This window comes from Streptomyces cahuitamycinicus (assembly GCF_002891435.1).
Classification (GTDB): domain Bacteria; phylum Actinomycetota; class Actinomycetes; order Streptomycetales; family Streptomycetaceae; genus Streptomyces; species Streptomyces cahuitamycinicus.
In genome coordinates, this window is record NZ_POUC01000800.1 from 1 (window position 1) to 1,714 (window position 1,714).

A 1,714-nucleotide genomic window follows, 5' to 3' on the forward strand; every position below is an offset into this window, starting at 1 on the left:
GGATGGGGGGTCATGGCCGGTGCTCCTTCCGGGGGTCCGTTGCCGTTCTCCTCCACGGTCCCACGGGGTCAGTGCGCCGCGTCCAGCCGGGCCCGCTGCTCGGGGGTCAGTGCGCCGCGTCCAGCCGGGCGCGCTGCTCCGGGGTCAGTTCCAGGTCCACGGCTGCCAGGTTCTCCTCCAGCTGTGCGACCGAGGAGACGCCCGCCAGTGGCAGGACGGGCGGTTCGCCGCCGATCTGCCAGGCCAGCACCACCTGGTTGACGCTCGCGCCCGTCTCCCGGGCCACCTCCCGCAGTGCCTCCAGCCGGGCCGGGGTGCCGGGGTGGTCGAAGTCGGCGGGCAGCCGCTCCGGGTGGGCGTAGGCCCCCTTGAGCAGCGGTGAGTACGCGACCAGGGTCAGGCCGGGCTCGGCCCTGAGGTAGCCGAGCAGGTCGGGGCCGGCGTGGCCGAGGCTGCCGTCCGGGAACAGGGCGTCGGGGACGTCGGTGCGGGGGCGCAGGTCGGTGTGCGCGTACTGGAGGACCTCGTAGCCGGGCAGTCCGGCCGCGGCGGCGAGGGCCCGGGCCCGCTCCACGCGCCAGACGGCGTGGTTGCTCACGCCGAGCAGTCCGGCGGTGCCCTCGGCGACCAGGGCGGCGAAGGCCTCGACGGTCTCCTGGAGCGGGACGGTGTGGTCCTCGATGTGCGCGTACAGCAGGTCCAGCTTCTCCAGACCGAGCCGTTCCCGGCTGCGCTCGGCGGATTCGCGCACGACCTTGGCGGACAGGCCCTCGGGGTTGTCGGTGTAACCGGTGCCGGGAGCCAGGGGGCGGGCGCCGAGCTTGGTCGCGATGACGATCTCGTCGCCGATGCCGCGGCTGCGCCGCCAGCGGCCGAGGAGTTCCTCGCTCTGGCCGCCCTGGCCGCCGTCGGTCCAGAACGCGTAGTTGTCGGACGTGTCGATGAAGTTCCCGCCGGCTTCGACGTAGCGGTCGAGCACGGCGAAGGACGTCGCCTCGTCCGTCACGGAGCCGAACAGCATCGCGCCGAGCGCGAGGACACTCACCTCGCGGCGGGTCGTGGGGTCCGTGCCGATCGTGCGGTACTTCATGGGCGTCTCCCTCGGGCCGGCCCCGGGGTTCGGGGCACGCCGGGGAGTCTTCAGCTTGGAGTGCTCTTGAAGTCAAGGGCGTACGCACAACGAAAAGGGTCCCGCAGGCATCGGCCTGCGGGACCCTTCGCACCGTCGGGACGACAGGATTTGAACCTGCGACCCCTTGACCCCCAGTCAAGTGCGCTACCAAGCTGCGCCACGTCCCGGTGCGCGCCACCCGCGGTGAACCGCGTGATCGCGCGAACAGCACTTTACCCCACGCCCCTGGCCGCGCCGAAAGCGGGCCGGGCGGGACAATCGGCCTTATGGGCAGCACAGAAGAGACCGACCCGGACCGGCCGGGCGACGCACGGGACCGCGACAGTGAGGGGCGGGCGCGCAACGCCCGGCCCCGGGACGGGCTCGGGCGGCCCCTGCCGTACGGCGCGGAGGGTGTGCCCCGGCAGCCCGAGGGCGTCGTCCGCACCCCCGAGGCAACCGTCGCGGAAGCGCAGCGCACCACCACCACGGGCCAACTGACGAGGGGACGGCCGCACATGACCTGGTTGATCACCGGCGGCGCCGGTTACATCGGCGCGCACGTCGTACGGGCGATGACCGCGGCTGGCGAGCAGGCGATGG

At 73.2% G+C, this 1,714-nt stretch carries 1 protein-coding gene, 1 tRNA gene and 1 pseudogene; 1 reads left to right on the forward strand and 2 read right to left on the reverse strand.

The window, feature by feature from the left end; translation table 11 throughout:
- Positions 1 to 106 precede the first annotated feature (106 nt).
- Positions 107 to 1,090, reverse strand: coding sequence for an aldo/keto reductase (locus tag C1J00_RS42970; protein WP_102914187.1), 984 nt, complete (start codon positions 1,088 to 1,090; stop codon positions 107 to 109).
- Positions 1,091 to 1,225: 135 nt separating this feature from the next.
- Positions 1,226 to 1,299: transfer RNA gene (locus tag C1J00_RS42975), tRNA-Pro, on the reverse strand.
- A gap of 99 nt (positions 1,300 to 1,398) precedes the next feature.
- On the opposite strand from C1J00_RS42975, the pseudogene C1J00_RS47470 reads away from it, so the two are divergent.
- Positions 1,399 to 1,714 (forward strand): annotated as a pseudogene (locus C1J00_RS47470) (hypothetical protein); the annotation flags it as partial.